At 58.9% G+C, this 18218-nt stretch carries 15 protein-coding genes and 1 tRNA gene; 4 read left to right on the forward strand and 12 right to left on the reverse strand.

The window, feature by feature from the left end; translation table 11 throughout:
• Positions 1–70: 70 nt before the first annotated feature.
• Together JI721_RS01900 and JI721_RS01905 are read right to left on the reverse strand one after the other, a co-directional pair.
• Positions 71–1915: a glycosyl hydrolase family 18 protein gene (locus JI721_RS01900; RefSeq protein ID WP_274456383.1), complete on the reverse strand. Its 1845-nt coding sequence runs from the start codon at positions 1913–1915 to the stop codon at positions 71–73.
• Positions 1916–1965: 50 nt separating this feature from the next.
• Positions 1966–3009, reverse strand: a complete 1044-nt coding sequence (locus JI721_RS01905; RefSeq protein ID WP_274456384.1) for an FUSC family protein — start codon at positions 3007–3009, stop codon at positions 1966–1968.
• A 235-nt stretch (positions 3010–3244) separates the two neighbouring features.
• Here JI721_RS01905 and JI721_RS01910 point away from each other — a divergent pair, with 235 nt between their 5' ends.
• The 3 genes from JI721_RS01910 to JI721_RS01920 all read left to right on the forward strand — a co-directional run bounded on the left by JI721_RS01910 (position 3245) and on the right by JI721_RS01920 (position 4936).
• Positions 3245–3616, forward strand: a complete 372-nt coding sequence (locus JI721_RS01910; RefSeq protein ID WP_274456385.1) for an SPW repeat protein — start codon at positions 3245–3247, stop codon at positions 3614–3616.
• 273 nt (positions 3617–3889) lie between these two features.
• On the forward strand, positions 3890–4234 hold the full coding sequence (locus JI721_RS01915; RefSeq protein ID WP_274456386.1) for an SPW repeat protein: 345 nt from the start codon (positions 3890–3892) through the stop codon (positions 4232–4234).
• Between the two features lie 201 nt (positions 4235–4435).
• Positions 4436–4936 (forward strand): P-loop NTPase family protein, encoded by a 501-nt coding sequence (locus JI721_RS01920; protein WP_274456387.1) that lies wholly within the window; start codon positions 4436–4438, stop codon positions 4934–4936.
• A gap of 73 nt (positions 4937–5009) precedes the next feature.
• On the opposite strand, the gene JI721_RS01925 is transcribed toward JI721_RS01920, so the two are convergent.
• Together JI721_RS01925 and JI721_RS01930 are read right to left on the reverse strand one after the other, a co-directional pair.
• Positions 5010–8609 (reverse strand): AAA family ATPase, encoded by a 3600-nt coding sequence (locus tag JI721_RS01925; protein WP_274456388.1) that lies wholly within the window; start codon positions 8607–8609, stop codon positions 5010–5012.
• Positions 8606–9874 carry a metallophosphoesterase family protein gene (locus JI721_RS01930; protein ID WP_274456389.1) on the reverse strand — a complete coding sequence of 423 codons (1269 nt, stop codon included), beginning with the start codon at positions 9872–9874 and terminating at the stop codon, positions 8606–8608. Before JI721_RS01930 ends, JI721_RS01925 begins: the two co-directional genes overlap by 4 nt.
• 185 nt (positions 9875–10059) lie before the next feature.
• Here JI721_RS01930 and JI721_RS01935 point away from each other — a divergent pair, with 185 nt between their 5' ends.
• Entirely contained in the window at positions 10060–10365 is a 306-nt protein-coding gene (locus tag JI721_RS01935) for a putative quinol monooxygenase (RefSeq protein WP_274456390.1), read from the forward strand.
• 55 nt (positions 10366–10420) lie between these two features.
• On the opposite strand, the gene JI721_RS01940 is transcribed toward JI721_RS01935, so the two are convergent.
• The 8 genes from JI721_RS01940 to JI721_RS01975 all read right to left on the reverse strand — a co-directional run bounded on the left by JI721_RS01940 (position 10421) and on the right by JI721_RS01975 (position 18071).
• A complete protein-coding gene (locus JI721_RS01940) occupies positions 10421–10846 on the reverse strand; it encodes a PaaI family thioesterase (protein ID WP_274456391.1) in 426 nt (141 codons plus the stop codon).
• Between the two features lie 190 nt (positions 10847–11036).
• Positions 11037–11879, reverse strand: a complete 843-nt coding sequence (locus JI721_RS01945) for an aldo/keto reductase (protein WP_274456392.1) — start codon at positions 11877–11879, stop codon at positions 11037–11039.
• A gap of 232 nt (positions 11880–12111) precedes the next feature.
• A tRNA-Lys gene (locus JI721_RS01950) sits at positions 12112–12187 on the reverse strand.
• Positions 12188–12380: 193 nt separating this feature from the next.
• Entirely contained in the window at positions 12381–14105 is a 1725-nt protein-coding gene (locus JI721_RS01955; protein WP_274456393.1) for an ABC transporter substrate-binding protein, read from the reverse strand.
• A gap of 134 nt (positions 14106–14239) precedes the next feature.
• A complete protein-coding gene (locus tag JI721_RS01960; RefSeq protein ID WP_274456394.1) occupies positions 14240–15160 on the reverse strand; it encodes an ABC transporter permease in 921 nt (306 codons plus the stop codon).
• A gap of 16 nt (positions 15161–15176) precedes the next feature.
• Positions 15177–16100 carry an ABC transporter permease gene (locus JI721_RS01965; RefSeq protein WP_274456395.1) on the reverse strand — a complete coding sequence of 308 codons (924 nt, stop codon included), beginning with the start codon at positions 16098–16100 and terminating at the stop codon, positions 15177–15179.
• Positions 16101–16129: 29 nt separating this feature from the next.
• The gene (locus JI721_RS01970; RefSeq protein WP_274456397.1) at positions 16130–17095 is read right to left on the reverse strand and encodes an ABC transporter ATP-binding protein; all 966 of its coding nucleotides are present in this window, start codon (positions 17093–17095) and stop codon (positions 16130–16132) included.
• Positions 17088–18071: an ABC transporter ATP-binding protein gene (locus tag JI721_RS01975; protein ID WP_407654061.1), complete on the reverse strand. Its 984-nt coding sequence runs from the start codon at positions 18069–18071 to the stop codon at positions 17088–17090. Before JI721_RS01975 ends, JI721_RS01970 begins: the two co-directional genes overlap by 8 nt.
• Positions 18072–18218: the final 147 nt, after the last annotated feature.

Genomic DNA, 18218 nt, shown 5'->3' on the forward strand with positions numbered 1-18218 from the left:
TTCGCCCCGCCTGCCTGCCGTTTGCCTGCCATTCACCCTCTACACCATCCACCCAAGAACTCAACTCGACTTATTTTACGGTCCCTTTCGCATAGGTCGCCAGCACCCCAAGCACGGCGTTGTCTTCGAGCCCAGCACGCCAGACGGCAACCCCCTCAATGCCATACAGGTTCGCCAGCGCGAGTTTGGCCTGCGTGCTTCTGGCGTTTTCGTAGTACACCGTATGCACTGCGCCATTGCTGTCCGTCCACGTGTACCATGGTGCCTGTGCGTTGGCATCCCACTGCGGCTGTATGTGGCGGCTCGCCAGGAACGAGTCTACGCTGGTCAGACTGACTGCGGATGTTTGGTTCCCCGTCCAGTCGTAGCCGTAGGTATCGACGCCAAGCAGCACCTTATTCACCGGTACACGCGAGATGGTGTAGGCCAGCACCTGCTGCACCCACGGCAGGGGCGCGATGGGACCTGGCTTCCCGCCGACATAGGAGTAGTCGTACGCCATCACCACGACGGCATCCGCCGCGGCTCCAATCTTGGCCTGGTCGTACGCATTGTTCCACGGCTCATTGGCACTGCCGGTATCGGGCGGCACGACCACTTCGAGCCGCTTTCCCTCCGCGTGGAGGCTTTTTGCCAACCCCGTGACAAAATTCGTGTACGCCGCACGGTTGGCTGCCGGGATGGACTCAAAGTCCAGCACCACGCCGTCATACCCCTCGGACGGCACCAGGCGCGTGATTTCCCCCTCGAGGTGCGCTGCGCGGGTTGGGCTGCTGAGAATCGTCGTCATCTCCTGCGCGTTAAAGCCGCTGCTCCCGAGGTTGGTCACCATCGCGTACACAGCGTCGCCCGCTGCGGCCGCCTGGCTGACAGAGCCCGCTGGGGCTGACCCATTGAGCGATCCCGATGCATCCACGGTCCATGTGTCCGCCGCGAGGGCGTTGTAGACGTTCTGGTGCTGCATGACATCGTTGTACGCGGCCAGGTCACCGGAATAGAAAGGCACGAATCCCAGCACCACCGGCTTCCCGCCTGCGCCGGTTCCGCTCGTCGACGTTCCACTGGTGCCCTTCCCATCGCCGGAAGTCAATGACCACTTCCACTGACCAACGGTGGACGTCCAACCCAGCTGCCGAAACGCCACATCCAAACTGTAGACCGGCAGGTAGGTGGCCCCGTCCCATGTATACGCCGGTGCGTAGATGGCGTTGCCCTTGCCGAAGGCAATGACGCGATCGTCCTGCGGATCTTCCACCGCCGATGGACTCGCCTTCCCCGTCAGCGACAGGTTGAAGGCTTGCCCCGTCCACGCGGCATCCGCGCCTGCGTGAGACAGCAGACTGGCCACGGATGCGGCAGGGACATAATCGGCTTCAGCGTGATTCACCAACAAGACACGGCCGAGCAGCTTCCCATTCCACCAAACTTCCTGTTGGCGAATCGAATCGCCATTTTGAGAGAAAGCATAGTGCTGGTTGGGCTTCAGGTTGACTTGCAGCTGCCCGCCCGCAAACTTGCTCTCGTCGCCGAACGCATTCAATGCTGCGACGACATCGCTGACCCGGACATAGGGTTCTCCCCGGTAGACCGTGGTCCCCTTGGGAACCTTGGCGTCTGGGACCTGGATGTGCGTAAAAAAGCGGTCGACCTCCGCCTGTGACAGCCAGGTCGCGGAATGCAGCGAAATACCGTCGATGTCTCCCACGTTCTCGCCGTTCACCACGACCGTCCGCGGACGTACGTCATGCACATGGAAAAACAGGTCGTACACCACGCCAGCCGCGATGACCACCAATACTGTGAACAGTGCAAAAGACCCGCGCCGGCGGCCGCCTTGGCCGCTCCGCCTTCGGCGAAACGACCGTCTGCTTGAGCCATATTGTCCATCTGCTGAATCGTAATGCGAAAAATCCACGCCGTTACTCCTTTACTCGTTCGATGTGTCCCCCGTCATTGTGACAATGCTCACCTGGCTTGTCCAGCCCCGCTTGCAGCCGCATGGCGATCGGTGTGCCGGCGGAACAACAGTGCGATGAAGATGCCAATCGCGCACCCGAGCAGCGTGTCGAGCAGCCGCGCGTTCACGAGGATGCCGGCCTTCATCGTCGGATAGCCGGACTCGATTAAAATCAGCGGCAGCGGTGTGATGGCGATGACCGCGAGGCCGTAATTGCGCACAATCATGATTTCCGCAATGCACTGGAATGCCATCAGACACACAATCAGACACCACACGGGCGGGTGAAGTGCCAGAATCGCGCCCGCCACCAGAACCCCCAGGGCTGTACCGGCAGCCCGCTGAATGGTCCGATGCATGGTGGCAACCATGGTGGCACCCTGCAGGACCGACGCACATGTCAGTGGCACCCAGTAGGGACGCGGGTTCCCCAGCCACGCCGCAATGGCCGTGGCGACAAGCACGCCGACGCCGATGCGCAGCACCGCTGGCAGGACCGACCGAACCGGTGCCCTTGCAGCCGGTGCCTGCACAGGCGGCTCAAGGCCGCGCAGAGAAGACAGCAGGCAGGCTGCCATGGCAATCAACCATGCAATGGCACCGCCGACCAAGCTGAGCCCGACACGCAGCCCCACTTGCCCTGGTGCGACAGGCAGCCCCGTGCCAAGCGCGCAGACCAGGACAAAAAAATATCCGCCTGGGGGTGGGAGGCGCAATACCCCCGCCACAAGAGTCCCCGCCATACTGACCAGGACCAGGGTACACGTCAAGGTCCACAAGTGGCCGGCGAACAGCGTGGCGAGCCCGAGTGACGCGGCGAGTCCGAGCGTGACGAGCGGCAGTTTCCATGCGCGCACCCGGTACGATTCATTGTGGACATATAAAGAAGCAAACCCGCCCGTCGTGGCCAGCATCCCCCACTCCACATGCCCGAGAACTGCGCCAGCCAACATACAAATCCCCATCGTTAACGAAGCAACGGCCGCTTTGCCCCACGGCGGCTTCGCCTTACGAACGTAAAATGCACCGGTGATGTCTGACGTACTAATCATGGTGGTTCACCGACTTCAAAAACACGGTATCGACTCCTGATGCTCGCGTGAAAATGCTCGCCTGAACGAGACTGCGCGAGTAAATGAGAGAAAGATAAAGCTATTTTGTCTCGATAAAACGGCACGGCACGCTTTTGGTCAAAAAAAGTCAAAACAAGGTTTGAACAACCTCAGACTCGGATGTACTTTACTTAGTGTAATCAACATCCACGAATCCAAATGGAGGTGTTCAATGATGAAGTGGAGAAACGGGTTGGCAGCATTGATTGGTATTTGGTTCATCATTTCGCCCTGGGTCTTCCACTATGCTGATGAGACAGCTCCGCTGTGGACCAGCATCGTACTGGGCGCCATCCAGCTCATCGCATCCGGGTGGGCGACCGCTCTCAAGGACACATCCGGGTGGAAGGTCTGGCAGACGTGGGTGTCGCTCGTCATGGGCGCATGGTTCATCGTACAGCCGTTCGTCTTTTCGCTGTCTTCGGCAGAAACCTGGACCAGTGTCATCTTGGGTGCCATCACAATGATTTTGAACCTGTGGACGATGGCAGTCAAGGACAACGAAACTACGACAAAGTCCAGCAACAGCCACCACGCCCACGCATGATGGTTCGTTCTGGTCAACGTCATAGGGATACGCAGAAAACCCTGGGCACATCCGCTCAGGGTTTTCTGCACGCCCGCAGCGCCTGCGTGATGGACAACCGCGATTCACGGCGGCTCTCGACGGGAGCGTACGCATACGCCGGGTGACAGCGCGTCACGGCCGACGACGACGAATTCCAAGGGGAAACGGCCGAAAATGAGCTTTGCAATACAAACATAAGAGTTGTAACTTACTATATGTAAGCAACATATTAAATCTATGGAGGTGTTTGGTATGAAGTGGAGAAACGGACTCGCAGCACTGATTGGCATCTGGTTCATCATCTCGCCGTGGGTATTCAGCTACTCGAATGACACCGGCGCATTGTGGACCAGCATCGTGATCGGCGCGATTCAGCTGATTGTCGCGGCCTGGGCGATGGGGAAGTCCGATTCCTCCGGCTGGGGTACCTGGCAAACCTGGATTTATCTGCTGACGGGTATTTGGTTCATCATTCAGCCGTTTGTCTACGCATTGTCCACCGGCGCAACCTGGACCACTGTCATCCTCGGTGCTGTTACCGTCATCCTCAGCCTCTGGACGATGGGGGCGAAGTCCAATACCGGCGCCAACGCGTAATGTCCTGCTGATGGATTGAGGTCCTCATTCTGCACGTTCATTCTATTATTCCTAATCGGGACTGCCTTGCACAAGGCAGTCCTTTCTTTTTCACCTAAGCGCCGTGTCCAAATTCCGTCTAAATTCCGTGTCCATCCCTGTCTATTGTGGATCTACCGAAATATTTTGATAAAATAAGTGTATGGAGAGGAGCGATGTGTGATGAGCGAAATGACGTTGCTGGCACACGAGTTGGAGGCTCACCTGCGGTTGATGATTGAAAAAGAGAAGCGTTCGGGGGACTTTTTGCTGGCGTCGGTCATCCAGGACTGCCTCGTGTACAATTTGCACGGCCACGTCGGGCACGCGGAACTGGACCACATGAGCCGCTATGCATCCGAGCTGGCCGTCAAGGTGGCGCTGCAGTCGCTGCATCGTGATCCGGCGACGATTCGCGAAACCACGCGGGGCGTAATGCACGCGCTCACGAATCTGGGTGTCAACCCGATGGTGGCTGCCATTTCCGTCACGTTCGGCACCGTACAGTGCCTGGGGCCGTCGCTGACGCCGCTCGACACGGCGGCGGTGATTCGCGGCGTCGCGCAGGCAGCCGATGAACTGGGCGTCGGCGACGAACCCTGCCGGGTCAGCGAGCACTTGGCCTGGTGTATGAGCGGTCCAGGCATGTACACGATGGACCCGGACGAACCCGTTGCTGGGTAAGGCAACGCGGCACGGGAAGATGCGCTTCGCCGCACGGCGCGGCAGCAGGTACACGCACACGCAGAGCGGCACCTCACGGCGCAGCGTTGACGGGATGGATCTGCACACGCCCGCTTTCCGCCAACCCCTGCACCGCATCCACGACGGACTGATGGTGTGTGAAGTACAGAATCTGTGTCTCAGCCGCCAGCTCGTGCAGAACCTGTAACGCCGCCCGCGTTCGCTGGTCGTCGAAATGAACGAGAATGTCGTCCATGATGAGCGGCAGAGCAAAGCCGCCGGATTGCACTTGCTGCGCCACGAATGCCAGGCGCAAGGACAGAAACAGTTGGTCGCGCGTTCCGTCACTCATGTGATGCACCCGCCGATGCGTGCCATCCGCATGTTCAGCTTCCAGGTACCACTCAGTTCCGTCATGTTCAACAGACAGCGCTCGATAGCGCCCCACCGTCAAGCGATGAAAGAATTCACTGGCACGCTGTAAAACCGAGGACTGGTTTTGTTCGCGAAACACCTCAATGGCACGGTGCAGCAACCGCCGCGCAAGCTCGACGCGCAGGTACTCGTTCCACAGCCGGTCGACCTCGGCCAGGTGTGCTTCCGCCTGCTGAGCGTGATCGGCTGCTGTCGTCTGCGAACCATCCAGCGCCCGAAACGTAATCTGCATCTCGCGCAGGGTATCCTTGTGCTCGTCCAGCTGTGCCTGGAGCTCCTGGATTTCCGTGGTCAAGGTTTCGATGCGTGCCGGCAGCCGATGTGGACTTTCGGCCGCCGCAAACGCCGCAAATTCCGCCTCCAGTTCGGAAACAGACAGTCCATCGCCCGTCTCCCGCAGGAAACGCTCCTGATGATCGCGGCTGGCCGCGGCCTCCTTGTAGGCGCTCGAGCGTTCCGCTACCAAGTACAGGTCTTCGCGGCGCTGACAGTGGTAGTCTTCCAGGTACTGGTCAATCTCGCGTTGGACTGCGCGGAGCTTCGTTTCGGTGTCCTGCATGAGCTTCTGTGCGCGGGTGAGCTCCTGGCGCACATGCTCCGCCTGATTGAACGCCGCCTGGGCGTTGCGCAGGCGCTCCCGCACATGACGCACCCACGCCGCCAAGGACGGGAAGTCCGCAATGCGCTCGTCCAGCTGCCGCGCCAACACCTCCGCCCGCTGCTCGAACGCCCGGCAGTCGGCCCGGAGCCGGTCGATGTCGGACTGCAGCCGCTCGATGTCGCGCACCCAATCAAAGAGCTGCGTCAACTGGCGCACATACCCCGTGGCCACCTCCGCTTCTTGCGGAAGTCCCGGAAACTCGAGGTGAAGGACATCCCATTGTGCTTCCAGGGCCGCCAGCTGGTCGCGCGCTTGTTTCGCCGATCGCGCCTGCACCGCGAGCCCCTCCGCCAGCCGCTTTTGCTGCGCGGCCAATTCGCGCCGTTCTGCTTCACGCTCGGCAACGGCTTCCACATGCAACTCCGCTTGGCGGAGCCATTTGGACAGCCCCGCCCCCTTGCCGCCCGCGGCGGGCAACGAAGAGGCACCGCGCGGCACGCCTGCAACGGGTTCGCGGTCCGCCGCATGCTGCACAGCGAGGGCTTCTGCCAGCGCATCCCGGTACGCGTCCCGTCGGCTGGTGAGCTTGGCGCGTTCTGCGGCCAGGGCTTCCACGCCGCGAATGCCTTCGGCGATCGGCCGCAGCACATGGTTCACGAAGTCCTTCATCTCCGCCGGAGACTTCGGTTCGATCGCGGCCGCACGCCACTCCTCCCGCCACTGGTCCCAACACGCCGTCCACTGGTTCGCGAGCGCTTCACGCCGTTCCATCAGGCGCTCCAGCTCCCGCTGGGCCTGCTCGCGCTTGAGCATCCAGAGCGCACGGCTCGCAGAGCGGTCGGCCTCTTTGCGCATCCAGTCAGCCGTTTCGTCTGCTTCCCGCAGCAGCCGCTCGAACACTTCATGGAGCGGCGCGCCCCCTTCCTGCTCCACAAACGCCGCGCAATCGCCCTCATCGACGCCGCCGCTCAGCCACGCCTGCTTCACCAGCCGCCAGCCTGCGTCACGCCGCATCCGAATGCGCTGCAGGTCTTCCTCAACCGGAATGATGCCGGTCCGTTCTAGCGCCTCCAGCTCCTCTTCCGCTCGTGCCTGCGATTCACGCGCCTGTTCAAGCTTTCGGTCGCAGTCGCGCAGCCCATCTTCGACCTCCGCGAAGGTCCGCGCATAGCGTTCCAGGGTCTCGCTGACGGGAATCGGCAGCGACGGCGCCTCGGTCAACGCGCCGCGCCACACTGTCTGCCCGTGGTACAGCCGCTCCACATCCCGCTGCTTCAAGGTGATTTCCTGGTTCAGCCGGTCAATCGCCTCGTCCAGGTTTCCCTGCTCGCGCACTTCCTGAATCAACCGGCGCAAGCCAGAGACGTCCGGCGGCACAGGCATCTGCGCCAAGGCAGCGCTTACCGTGTCCTGTTCTGCGCGCATCGCCTCGCAGCGCTGCTGCTCTCGTTCAACGTCCGATCGCGCCTGGCGCAGCGCCTCCGCCAACCGCTCGATGCGCGCCTGGTCGGCAAACGGAATGCATAGCGTGTGCACATCGTCGAGACTCGTCGCCGGCGCCAGACGCTTCAACAGGTGCATGGCGTCCTGTCGCCGCTGGTGCAGCTGCTGCTGCGCTTGCGGCAGTTCTTCCTGGCACCGCGTTTCATACTGGCGCAGCCCTTCGCTCAGCCCGTTGATGTCCTCCGCACAAGCAAGGACCGCTGGGTCCTGCGCAATTTGCGCGCGCTGTCCTCGCAGCCGCTCATACTCTGCCGCCTGTTCGGCGAGCCGCCGCGTCAGCTCCCGCTCCGCCTGCAGCACCTCGCGGACGCGCTGGTCGACGGCATCCGACAGAACAACGACCTGCCCCATCTCCTCCATCTGCTGGCGAATCCGCTGCAGTTCCGTCAGCAGCCCGCGAATGCGGTTTAACCGGGTCAGCCGAATCTGTTCGTTGCGCTTCTCTTCCAACCGCCGCACGAGGTCATCCAGCGTTCGCTGCAGCTGGGCGATGGCATCGCGCTGGCGATGCCACGCGTCACCGCGCAGGCTGGTGTCGCGCACCGCCCGTTCGGCTTCCTGGAATTCGCGCCACGCCCGATTCAGCAATTTCGCGGAGCGGGCCATAAAACCGCGATCGAGCAGGTTGGCCGACTGCTCCGACAACTTGGCGAGCACCTGTTGCAGGTACTGCACACCGCCCCCTGCCTCGAACAGCGACACGCCGGCCTCCCCGCCGGACTGCAGCAGGCTGTCGCCGCCCGCGCGCAGCCGCTCGTGATTGAACCCAAACAGCAGCGTGTATCGATCACGGTCGTACCCGCCAAGGTACGTGCCGAGCAGGTCATCCTCGGTGACGCTGGCATTCGCCTCGAGCACCAGCCGCGCCCGGTTTTTCTTGCGCCGTACCGTCACCGCAGGCTGTCCGGGCTGCTCCAGCACCACTTCCAGGCGGGAGCGGCTGTCGTACGCGTCTTTCATGCGTTCCGCCATCGGCCCGCCGTACAACATGTCAATCAGCAGTTGGAGGAGCGTGCTCTTCCCCGCTTCGTTCGGCCCGTGCAGCAGATGCAAACCCGTGGACGCCGTGCCAAAATCCAGCTCGTAATCGGCGAAATGAAGCACCGATTGAACATGAATGCGGCGAATCCTCACCCTGTTGTCCTCCCTTGCCCAAGGATGGCGAGCAGCAGCGACCGGGCGTCCGCCAGGAGCGGCTTAACATCCTCGGCAGATTCGATGACCGTCGCCCCTTCGCGGCGCGTGTACGCACGCATCCGGCTTTGCACTTCGCGCATGTCGCTGGCAACCGCCTCCAGAAAGGCCGCGTCTGCAACCGTTTCGTCGATGTGGTGCACAAGCGCAGCAACAGCATCGCCGTCCAAGGCGACGGCGGGCGCCGCCTGCATGGGTTCAGTCGCAATTTTCACCCGTTCAATCCAAACGCGTCCGGGTGCCGCCTGATTGACCGCGTTCTCCACCTCATGGCGGTACCGTTCGGCATCCGCCAAGAGGGTCCCATGAAAAGCCGTTTGACCCTGCAACACAACGCGCATCGCGATGGGCAGTCCCGGGTGTTGGTCCACCGCCTGGGCGACGGCAGCCGCGACGCGAGCCGAAAACGCGTCGTCGGTCTGGACACCGTCGAGATCGACCGGACACAGGCACCAGCGAACCACGTCGAGGGGCCGGAACGCCAAGGTCACATTGCCGTCGGCGACCGTGACGAGCATGCAGCCCTTCTCACCCGTCTCCCGGATGTGGCGCCCTTGCAGATTGCCTGGAAAGACCACCCAGGGTGCCCGATGCAAAACCTGCCGTTTGTGAATGTGACCCAGCGCCCAGTAGTCGTACCCTTTCTGAATTAGCTCATCCAGGCGGCACGGGGCGTAGGTTTCATGGCCTGCCTGTCCTTCGGCGGAGGTGTGCAGGATGCCAATGTTGAAGTACCCGGGCAGCGCATCCGGGTAGCTGGGCACGAGGTTCTCACGGACCTCCCGCTCTTTGAACCCCTGCCCATGCAGCGCCACGCACAGCTCGTCCAGGACAACCGTCTCGGGGTGATCGACTGAAAATTGGGTGACATTTGGGGGCAAGACGAGACTCCGTGTGATGTTGCTGGCGGCGTCGTGGTTGCCGCTGATGAGATACACGGGGATGCCGGCCGCATTCAGCCGGCTCATCTGCGCATTGAAAAACAACCCGGTCGTGTAATCCGGCCAGTCGCCGTCGTACACATCTCCCGCGATGACGACGAACTTCACCGCTTCCGTCAGCGCCAACGTGACCAAATTTTCCAAGGCCCTGCGGGTCGCGGCGCGAATTTCGTCGATGGGCGCATCCGCCCGGCCAGCCAAGCCGACCAGCGGGCTGTCCAGGTGAAGGTCTGCGCAATGGATGAATTTCCATACTTCGGCCAAGGGGGACGCCTCCTTGTGCCGGGGATTGTTCGCACGGCACGCAACACGTTGTTCCTATCATTCTATCACAGGCCCCTGGGTGATAGGTGTGACTCGAACCTGCGGCAAAATTCAGGTACACTGGAGAAAGAAGGATCACGGCGATGGCCCGCGCTTGCTGCGGAGCCTCGAAAGGAGCATGCACTGTGGTTGTACTGACAGCGAAGTATCAGTGTAAGCCAGGGATGGGCGACGCGGTCGAAGCGGCGCTGCGCGAAATGATGACCCACGTCCAATCAGAGCAAGGCTGCATCCACTACTTCGTGAACCGTTCCATCGACAATCCTGACCACTTCCTGCTGTTCGAGCAGTATGTCGACGAGCAGGCATTGTCTGCCCATTCCGAGACGCCCTACTTCAAGCGGCTCGTACTGGAGACGGTTGTTCCGTTATTGGAGAAGCGGGAGCGGACGTTGTACAGGCCGATTGTGGCACCGTCTGTCCCGGACTGAATAGGGGTAAGGAGCCAAACAGCGCAATCAGCGGCAGCAGGGGGACGCGAACTGCCTAGGGCAAGTTCGCCAGTCCCATTTCTTCCTTCTGCTGTTGGCTGAGAATCATCATTTTCGCATGCGATCGCGCCTTTAACGCACCGTCTGTGCCCCGAATGGAGGCATCGACCTCAACGATGCGCCGCGTCACCTTGGTCGGGTGCGCTTCAATCTCCACGCGCTCGCCGACTCGAATCGGATCTTGAAACTCGACCTGCAGCTGCGCGGTGACCGCGACGACACCCATGAAAAATGTCACGTACGCGGTGGCCTCATCCAGAATGGCGCTGGTGACGCCGCCGTGCTGAATGCCAGGCCACCCTTCGTGCCAGGGTTCCGCGAGGAAGCTGGCACGCACACCGTTCTCACCGTCTTTGTGAAAGTGAATATGCAGGCCCTTGTCATTCTCTTGCCCGCAGACAAAACAGGTTGCGTAGCCCAATGCGTTCCACCTCCGATTTCGAACACCACTCCAATATTCTACCAAATCGGGAGAACCAACGTACACCTTGACGGCATCGCATCGACACGGCAGCCACTACCAAACAGCCCCGCCAAGCGGCCCGCGCACGAGGGCGCGCCCGGGGTTGTGCCGCCCGAGCGCGCCGCGTGGTCAAGCATGGGCTTTCTGTTCAGAACTCTTCGTACACAGCCGGGTCTTGATTTCGAATTCTTCCGTCCTGCCGCGTCAACTGCGAAATCTGGTTCATCTCTGCTTCGTCCAGCGAGAAATCAAAGATGGATAGATTGTCCAACTGCCGCTGTCGATTGCCGGATTTCGGAATGGAAATGGCGCCGAGTTGATAGTGCCAGCGTAAAACCACCTGGGCTGCGGATTTCTGATGCTGGTTGGCGATTTGCTGAATCACTTCATGCTGCAGAATTTCATTGCCTCGGAACAATGGACTCCAGGACTCAGTGACAATCCCTTTCGCTTCGTGCCATTGTCGCTGCGATGCCTGGTTGAAAAACGGATGCAATTCAATTTGGTTGACGCTTGGCAGCACACCCGTCTCTCGTTCGAGACGTTCGATGTGCTCCGGCAGGAAATTGCTGACGCCGATGGAGCGTACGAGCCCCCATCGCTTCGCATCAATCAGGGCCTGCCAGGCTTCCACGTAGTGCCCCTGCTGCGGGTTGGGCCAGTGAATGAGGTAAAGGTCATAATAATCCAAATGCGCGCGATACAACGATTCCTGAATCGCCGTCACCGCTTTTTCATATGTATGGTAGCGACCCGGCAGTTTCGATGTGATTCTCAACTCATCCCTCGGAACCGAGCTCCGTCTGACCGCCTCGCCGACCGTACCTTCGTTTTCGTAGTTGTATGCGGAATCCAGGAGTCGATATCCCAATTCAATCGCGGTGCAGATGGCATCGACGCCTGCGGAACCCTTCAAGGAATACGTGCCGAGCCCGATGGCTGGTAGAGACAACCCATCATTGAGAACCAACGTCGGAATTGCTGAACCCATTGCTCATCACTCCTGTTCCTGTGGCCAATTCTCGTCACGGTCATCCCGTTCGTTTCCCACTTGCCCGTGACACTTCTATCATACTCCAATCGAGGCCGGAGTGACGGACACCGGGTGTCTTTCCACGCCAAAATAGAAAGAACGAGAGGCGCAGAAGCACTCCCGTTCGCGGTACCTTGCATTTCGATTGAGATTTCTTTTGGCATTTAGGCTTTCTTTTGGCATTGCCTTTTGGTGAGCCATGCTGGACTCGAACCAGCGACACCCTGATTAAAAGTCAGGTGCTCTACCAACTGAGCTAATGGCTCATGTGCACGTTCTGTTTGCATCGACCAAGGTGATTTTTCACCAGCCGGAGGTACTTTTGTACTATAGCATACGCATGGCCAATCGCGCAAACAGACGAACCGGTCACCCGGTTCGTCTGTTTGTCGTTGCGACGCTCTGTGCTGTGGTAAGGCTGCATGGTATATTCCACTACACCAAGAGCCCATGACGTCATTAGCCCTGAATGTGGCTCTTATCCAGCCATACCCACTCAATCGGGTCTTCCTGAACATCCGGGATGTAGAACCCATGCACCCACGGCTGAACAGCGCTGGTGAATACGTCGTAGTACATTGGATCCCACGGTGCATCCTTCATAATCTGGATGGTCGCCTTTTCATAGTCCTGAATACGCTGCGCCTGGTTGGTGCTGTACTCTGCATCGTTCAGCCAAGCGTTGACCTGCGGGTTGTTGTAGTTCGTGCTGTCGTTCACCGCGCCCTCGGCCGGGAAGTTGAACAGCGTGTTCAGGAAGTCGGACGCGTCCGGGAAGTCCTGAATCCAGCCGAGCCAGAACATATCCGCCTGACCGGACTCCGCCTTATCCAGGAAGGTCGCCCAACTGGTCAAGTGCAAGTTCAGCTTGATGCCAATCTTCGCCAACTGCGCCTGGATGGCGGTATCAATCTTCACCGAATCCGGCGAGTTTTGGTCATAGTAGTCAATCGTTAACGGGTGGCTCGTGCTGTAGCCCGCCTGCTTCAGCAACTGTTTCGCCTTCGTCGGGTTGTACGTATACGTCGCGTCAGCCGGCAGGTTCTTCACATATCCAGGAACGCCCGGCGGCAGCGGCTGATTGGCCACCTGGCCGCGGCCGTTCATCAACTGGATGATGGCCTTCTTGTTGATGCCGTACATAATCGCCTGGCGCACCAGCGGATTGGCGGTCGGTCCAACCTTCATGTTCATGCCGACATACCAAACCGAGTTCATGACCTTCGTGCTGGTCATGGCCTTGTACTTCGGATTGGCCATGAAGGTCGGGTATTCATCACTGGGGATGCCGTCGCCGCCAAAGTTCCAGCCAATCCAGGCGGTCTGGCCCTGTTCAAAGTGCTCCGTATCCGTCACGTCATTGGTGCTGATGTTGATGGTCACCTTGTCCAAGTATGGCAGCTTCTGCCCGTAGCTGTCTGTCCGCCAGTAATTCGGATTCTTGGTCAAAATGATTTGGTTCGGATTGATGGTGTTCAACTCAAACGGACCGCTGCCCATCGCCTTCGTCGAGTCGAAAGCCGGGTTTTTCGCGTACAATTGGTGGTTTCCAACGCTCTCAATGTACTTCGGATCGACAGCAGAGATGAAGTTCATGGTGAGGGCGTCGAGCAGGAACGGTTCCGGCTTCACCAGATGGATAACCAGCGTGTATTTGTCAGATGCGGACAGGCCGGAAATCGTCTTCGACTTGCCAGCATTGTAATCTGCGGCGCCGACAATATCGGTGAAGAAACCTGCGCCGCCGGACCCCATGTTCGGGCTGAGCACACGATAGAACTCGGTGATGAAGGACTGTGCTGTCACAGGGTCACCGTTCCAGAACTTCACGTCATTGCGCAGATGGAAGGTATAGGTCAGGCCGTCCTTGGACACATCCCAACTCTTTGCCACCATCGGCACAACCTTTGACGACCCCCCTGGCGCCCAGGTCACCAACTGGTCGTACAACTGGTCTACCACTTCACCGGACTGGGTGTCGTAGGCCAATGCCGGGTCGAGGTCGCGGATGTTTTGGATAAAATCGAGGTTAATCTGACCGCCCTCATTCGGTTTCGCCGATGTCGACGTGGTGCCCGGCGTCGTCGAGTTTGTGCTGCTCTGCGCACCGCAACCCGCCAGCAAAAGTGCCAAGGCACCCGCTGACCCTACAATTGCTGCACCCTTCTTCCACAATGCCTTCACTGTTTGTCCCCCTTATCGTCTGGTGCACCCTTCTTTTCACTCTACTTGCAAAAGTAAGACGACGAGATTATATCTCCAGATGTCGCAGAATTCAAGTAACTAGACTAAAGCGCTAAAATCTTTCAGTCCAGACGTTACTCATAACGAATGCGTGGGTCAATGACTCCGTAAATCAAATCGACAATCAGGTTCACGAGGGTCACAGCCACAGCGACAACCAGCACGGTCCCCAAAATGACCGGTGTGTCCAGGTTCTGAATCGCCGTATAGGCCAGTTGACCCAGCCCATTCCAACTGAACACCGATTCGATCAGGACGACACCCGAGATGAGGTAGCTGAAATCAACCCCGCCGTACGTCACGACCGGAATCAGCGCGTTCCGGAGCACGTGGCGCCAGGTCACGCGCCGCTCGCTGGCTCCCTTCGCCCGCGCCGTGCGCACATAGTCCTGCGACAATACCTCCAGCATCTGGCTCTTCAGCAGCCGGATGTAGAACGCAGCACCGGTCAGGCCGTAGGTGAGCGACGGCAGAATCAGATACTGAATGCCGCCAAAACCACCAAGCGGGAAGATCGGGATTTTGAAAGCGAACCAGTACAGCAGGATGAGGCCCAGCCAAAAGACGGGCATCGCCAGGAAAATCAGCGCCAAAATACTCATCACGTAATCCCCGAGCTTCCGGGCATGCCTTGCCGTGTAAATCCCAAGCGGGACACCGATGATCAATTCAGCAATCCAACAGCCCAGCGCAAGTTCGAGCGTCGGCCAGAGTCGCTGCAAAATCATTTGGCTGACAGGCAGATTGTAGGTGTACGAGGTCCCGAGATTCCCATGCAAAAGGCCGACCAAATAGCGCCAATATTGCACATACAACGGCTGGTCGAGCCCCAGTTGATGCCGCACCGCAATCACAACGGACATCGGGGCTTTGGGTCCCACGATGATACGTGCCGGATCGGCCGGAATCGCGTAAATCAACAAGAAGCTGACAATCGTAATCCCGAACAGAACAACCAGTGTGCTTCCAAGACGTCGAACGATGTAGGCAAACAAGCAAATCCCCCTCCCCTCAGTGTTGTGTGTTGCGCGGATCCAAAATGTCGCGCAATCCGTCGCCAAGCAGGTTGAACCCGAGGACTGCGATGATGACAGCCAGCCCCGGGAACCAGATGGTCCACGGTGCGTATTGGTAGGTCTGCATCGCGCCTTCAATCATGTTGCCCCAGCTGGGTGTCGGCGGCTGAATGCCGATGCCGAGGAAGCTCAGCGCCGCCTCAGTCAGAATGTTGTTGCCCACGTTCAGCATGGAAAAGACGACCGCCGTGCCGAACAAGTTCGGCAGAATCACCCGCAGCATAATGCGCAGGCCTGAGGCGCCAAGCGCCCGTTCCGCCTGAACATATTCATACTCGCGCATCGCCAGGACTTGTCCGCGAACAAGACGCGCCATCGTACCCCAGCCGGTGATTCCGAGGACCAGCAGGATGTTCCACATGCTCGGTCCAAGTACGGAGACCATCGCCATGGCCAGCAACAGGAATGGGAACGCAAGCACGACGTCCACCACGCGCATGAGCACATTGTCGACCCATTTCCCGTAGAAACCCGCTAGCAGCCCAACAAACGTTCCCACCACCAGGTTGATGATGGCGGATACAATGCCGACCGTCAAAGATACGCGCGTACCATAAATAATGCGGGACAACACGTCGCGGCCGTTTCCGTCCGTGCCGAGCGGAAACATCTTGCTTGGACCGACCGGCGTACCTTGGGCCGTGATGCCCTGAGAGAACACTGCGTCAGGGTTATGCGGCGCGAAAACCGGCGCAAAAACCGCGACGACCACCATCAACAGCACAATGAACGCACCGATATACAACATCGGGAAGTCCTTCATGCTCTTCCACAGCCGCTGTCCAAACGTCTTGTTCGTCGACGCCGGCGTTGCAGGTGCTGGCGGCATTGAAGGAATTTCAGTATGAACCATTGCCATGCAACTCTCTCCTCTATTCCGGTATCAACTCAATACAAGTGGCAGGCGACGTGGTGGTTCGGCTTGACTTCCTTCCACTCTGGACGCTTCTGCTTGCACACATCCGTCGCCATTGGACAGCGCGTGTGGAACACGCAGCCAGTTGGTGGATTTGCAGGGCTGGGTAAATCCCCCTGCAAGATGATGCGCTCGCGCTTCACATCCGGATCCGGAATCGGCACAGCCGAAAGCAGCGCTCTGGTATACGGATGCAGCGGGTCGTGGAACAACTCGTCGCTGTCTGCCAGTTCCGCCATCTTCCCCAGGTAAAGCACCATGATTTGATCGCTGATGTGACGGACCACGCTCAGGTCGTGAGCGACAAAAATGTAGGTCAGGTTGTACTCTTGCTGCAAGTCTTCGAGCAGATTCAACACCTGCGATTGCACCGAGACATCGAGTGCTGCGACAGGTTCGTCCAGCATAATGAGTTTTGGGTTGACCGCGAGCGCTCTCGCGATTCCGATGCGCTGCCGCTGCCCACCAGAAAACTCGTGCGGGTAGCGCTTTGCATAATCCGGGTCGAGCCCCACCCGTTCGAGGAGTTCGCGCACACGCTTCGCACGTTCAGCTGGTGTGTACAACCCGTGAATCACCATTGGCTCCATCAGCGTCTGTTGAATACTGAATCTTGGATTCAGCGATGCGTAAGGGTCCTGGAAGACAATCTGCATCTCCCGCCGCATGGCCCGCATCTGGCCGCGCGACATCTTGATGACATTTTTGCCTTCAAACTCAACAACACCGGACGTCGGCTCAATGAGGCGCAAGATGCTTCTCCCCATCGTCGACTTGCCGCACCCGGATTCGCCGACGACGCCCAGCGTCTGACCTTGACGAAGTTCGAAGGTGACACCGTCCACCGCACGCACATGACCGACCGTACGGCGAAACACGCCCTGCTTAATCGGAAAGTATTTGGTTAACTCCTGCACCTGCAATAGGGTGTCAGACATGCACTTCACTCCTTGCCTCATGATGCAGCCAGCAGCGCACCTCGTGCGCATCTTCCACCAGAGCAGGCGACGGGTCTTCCGTACGGCAGACCTCCATCGCATGAGGACAACGGGGTGCAAACCGACACCCGGCTGGCATGTTGCGCAGCGAAGGAACGTTCCCTTCAATCGGCTGAAGCCTGGTGCGTTCGCCCTCAATCTTCGGGAGTGACTTCAAAAGGCCAATTGTATAAGGATGCTGTGGATTGTGGAATATCGTCCTGACTGGACCTTCCTCCACGATACGCCCGGCGTACATGACAGCGACTCGGTCGCACATTTCCGCGACGACCCCCAGGTCATGTGTGATGAGCAGGGTGGACATCTTGTTGTCCGCGGTCAGCTTTCTCATCAAATCCAGAATTTGTGCCTGAATCGTCACATCCAGTGCGGTCGTGGGCTCGTCCGCAATCAAAAGGTGCGGCTGACAGGCCATCGCGATAGCAATCATGACACGCTGCCGCATACCGCCTGACAACTGGTGAGGGTACTCATTCGCAATTTGCTCTGCGCGAGGGATGCCGACCTGCTTTAACAACTCAATCGCTTTGAGCTGGGCCTGTTTCACTGTCATTCCCTTGTGCAGCAGCAGGCTCTCACCAATTTGGGTGCCTATCTTGTACACGGGATTGAGAGAAGTCATTGGTTCCTGGAAAATCATCGCAATGTCGTTGCCGCGCACTTTTCGCATCTGCGGCTCCGTTAAATCAAGTAAATTCTGCCCCTTAAAATCGATTGTTCCCGTAACTTTGGTCGTCTCCTGAAGCAGCCTCATGATGGCGAGCGACGTCACACTCTTCCCGCAGCCGGACTCGCCGACCAGCCCCAGCGTCTCCCCCTCGGCAATGTGAAAACTGACGTTTTGCACCGCACTGTAGTACTTTTCGTCGATCTGGAAGTTGATGTTCAAATCCCGCACTTCCAATATGTTCCCCAAGCCTGTCGCTCCTTTCTGTGCGCCGTTCTCTTCATGTCGTCCCATGTCGACAGATTTGTATTTCTTCTGGCTTGTGCGTTGACGAGTTTCCCGTACACTGAATTGTAGATAAACGGAACACACTGTAGTATAGCAAGTTTTTTGCAA

The sequence above is a fragment of the Alicyclobacillus cycloheptanicus genome (assembly GCF_028751525.1).
GTDB lineage: Bacteria > Bacillota > Bacilli > Alicyclobacillales > Alicyclobacillaceae > Alicyclobacillus_L > Alicyclobacillus_L cycloheptanicus.

What these genes read in the sequence shown, in the direction of transcription:
- JI721_RS01905 (WP_274456384.1), bottom strand. Translation starts at nt 3,009, where the DNA reads ATGATTAGTACGTCAGACATCACCGGTGCATTTTACGTTCGTAAGGCG.
- JI721_RS01910 (WP_274456385.1), top strand. Translation starts at nt 3,245, where the DNA reads ATGAAGTGGAGAAACGGGTTGGCAGCATTGATTGGTATTTGGTTCATC.
- JI721_RS01915 (WP_274456386.1), top strand. Translation starts at nt 3,890, where the DNA reads ATGAAGTGGAGAAACGGACTCGCAGCACTGATTGGCATCTGGTTCATC.
- JI721_RS01920 (WP_274456387.1), top strand. Translation starts at nt 4,436, where the DNA reads ATGAGCGAAATGACGTTGCTGGCACACGAGTTGGAGGCTCACCTGCGG.
- JI721_RS01945 (WP_274456392.1), bottom strand. Translation starts at nt 11,879, where the DNA reads ATGGGTTCAGCAATTCCGACGTTGGTTCTCAATGATGGGTTGTCTCTA.
- JI721_RS01965 (WP_274456395.1), bottom strand. Translation starts at nt 16,100, where the DNA reads ATGGCAATGGTTCATACTGAAATTCCTTCAATGCCGCCAGCACCTGCA.
- JI721_RS01970 (WP_274456397.1), bottom strand. Translation starts at nt 17,095, where the DNA reads ATGTCTGACACCCTATTGCAGGTGCAGGAGTTAACCAAATACTTTCCG.